Source organism: Deferribacterota bacterium (genome assembly GCA_034189185.1).
In the GTDB taxonomy this organism is placed as follows: Bacteria; Chrysiogenota; Deferribacteres; order Deferribacterales; family UBA228; genus UBA228.
The window spans coordinates 1-2,213 of record JAXHVM010000240.1 but is presented as its reverse complement, the minus strand read 5'-3'; the positions used below and the strand labels follow the sequence as shown (position 1 = coordinate 2,213).

The following is a 2,213-nucleotide window of genomic DNA, read 5'->3' as shown; positions in this document are numbered from 1 at the left end:
TTTTGCGTTTGCATAGTCAAAATATTTCAAGTTTATTTGTGTGCCTACAAGGCTAGCAACTGCTGCCTTTAATAGGTTTCGTCTAGTTGCTCTCACTATTTTCCTCAAATGGTTTTGTTGTAGTACCTGTTGAAGCCGGGATGGTGGTTTTAAAAGATTTTTTGTTATTTTCCAGTAGCTCAGCTGCGCTTTTCATAAAGTGTAGAAACCTTTTTTTCAATTCATAAAAACCATGCCACCAAGCATAATCTGGCCCCATCATAGCTGTTCCCATTCTTGCTCTTCTACCTTCGTGATGCCACAACTCATAAAATTCCCATTCTAAGGGCTCATCAAAGTATTTACTATCATCAAGCAATCCCTTTTTATATAATTCGTCTAATTTTATTTTAGCAGGTTTGTAATATAATTCATTGTAGTCATGAACTACTTTATCTAGTCGCTTATAATGATTTTCTACCCAGGTTTCACCATGGCAGTCTTTGCAAATTGATTTCATTTTGTCTCGTTCAATAGCCCAATCTGTTTTTGCTGGAAGGGGTTTAAACTCCGAAGGACGGATAGTTAATGGTGCTTGCAATTCCCATGATAACCTTTCTGTAACATCATGTGTTGTTGCGACATCTCCAGAGCCAGACATATGGCAAGAGGCGCACGTTGGTGCTCTAAAGTCAACGCCAGCTGTCCAGGTACCGCCTGCTGCAGTCCAATTATATTCGTCCCCTTCAGTTTTATAAATATCGCCATGTTTTGACTCCATATAAATCTCCATTTGTGGGTGATCAGGTCCTAAATGACATTGTCCACATGCTTCTGGTTTTCTTGCTTCTGCAACAGAGAATTTGTGCCTAGTGTGACAACTTGAACAGCTCCCTTTGCTTCCATCAGGGTTAATTCTACCAACACCAACATTAGGCCATGTGTCATTAGTTGGTTTACCTTTTTCTAGCTTTACCACTGAGCCGTGGCAAGTGTAGCATCCTGCAATACGTTCATTATCGCTTGCCATTCCTTTTTTTAACCATGGATCAATCTTCCATATTATATCAAGTGTATTTGCGTGTTTACTTCGTTCGTATTCTTTTACTTCGTCAGGATGGCACCTAGAGCAATCCTTTGGTGTAACAACCGCAGAGACAGGAACTTTTAGCTCATAATATTTTTTATTTTTATCATATTCTTCTTCGTGAGAGGTACTTATATCTTTATCAGCATCATCTGCTAAATGGCAATCTATACACGTTATATTTGCGTTAGCATGTCTACTATTTGCCCAATCATTAAAGATACCCGGGGTTTCTACTTTATGGCACTCTATACATGCACGCGCTTCTTTTGAAATACTTCTTTCTATCCTATATTCTTTAACTTTTTTACTACTTAATTTTTCTTTAGACTCACCGTAAGCAGTATTTAAGGATAGTGAAATAATTAAAATAACTAATATTGAATAACTTAATCTCATAGAAATCCTCCTTAAAATTCTTTATGTGTATAAAAATTTTTCATGTTGTGCACTAAGTTTTTGTGGCAGTCAGTACATTTTTTTTCATAACCTTCTTTTGCATATAAAATTGTTCTATGAGCAAGCATTGCGCCTCTTTTATAAGGCATATATAGTATGTTTCTATGACACTTTAAACATTGTTCGTTTTCTATAGATTGATAAGCCTTTTTTCTGTTTTTTTCATGGTCATATTCTTCAATCATAAAATGTGCTAATAAATCCTTTGCTCCATGTAATGTTTTCATGTAGAAAAATTGAAATAAGTTTTGCGGAGCTGGCAGATGGCAGTCCATGCAATCTGCTACTACACCTTTTGAGTTATAAGCATGCGAAGAGGTTTTCCATGTTTTATATGCATATTCTATTTCATGGCATTTAACACAAAATTGTGGAGTTGAAGTTCGAACTAAAGTGTAGTATGACATGCTAAAAATTGGTATTGCTAAAATTATACCAATAAGGATAAATAAAATATATTTAAATTGAAATTTCATAATTTAATTATAATTAATGTATAACATGATAATCAATGTCAAAATTATTAAAAATTTTTTACTTTTTTTAGATTGTTTAAGTATAATCTAATAAATTTTTAGAAATAATTTACATGTTAACAATAATTTTATAAATTATTATGTAGCATAAATTGGAAATCTTATATTAGATTGATTTTAAATTTTCTTTTATAAGACTACTAATATAATGA

General features: G+C 33.3%; 2 protein-coding genes. Both read right to left on the bottom strand.

Features of this window, described 5'->3' with window-relative positions:
• Positions 1-82: 82 nt before the first annotated feature.
• On the bottom strand, positions 83-1,465 hold the full coding sequence (locus SVN78_10410; GenBank protein ID MDY6822019.1) for a multiheme c-type cytochrome: 1,383 nt from the start codon (positions 1,463-1,465) through the stop codon (positions 83-85).
• A gap of 11 nt (positions 1,466-1,476) precedes the next feature.
• The gene (locus SVN78_10405; GenBank protein MDY6822018.1) at positions 1,477-2,001 is read right to left on the bottom strand and encodes a NapC/NirT family cytochrome c; all 525 of its coding nucleotides are present in this window, start codon (positions 1,999-2,001) and stop codon (positions 1,477-1,479) included.
• Between the last annotated feature and the right edge of the window lie 212 nt (positions 2,002-2,213).

What these genes read in the sequence shown, in the direction of transcription:
- SVN78_10410 (MDY6822019.1), bottom strand. Translation starts at nt 1,465, where the DNA reads ATGAGATTAAGTTATTCAATATTAGTTATTTTAATTATTTCACTATCC.
- SVN78_10405 (MDY6822018.1), bottom strand. Translation starts at nt 2,001, where the DNA reads ATGAAATTTCAATTTAAATATATTTTATTTATCCTTATTGGTATAATT.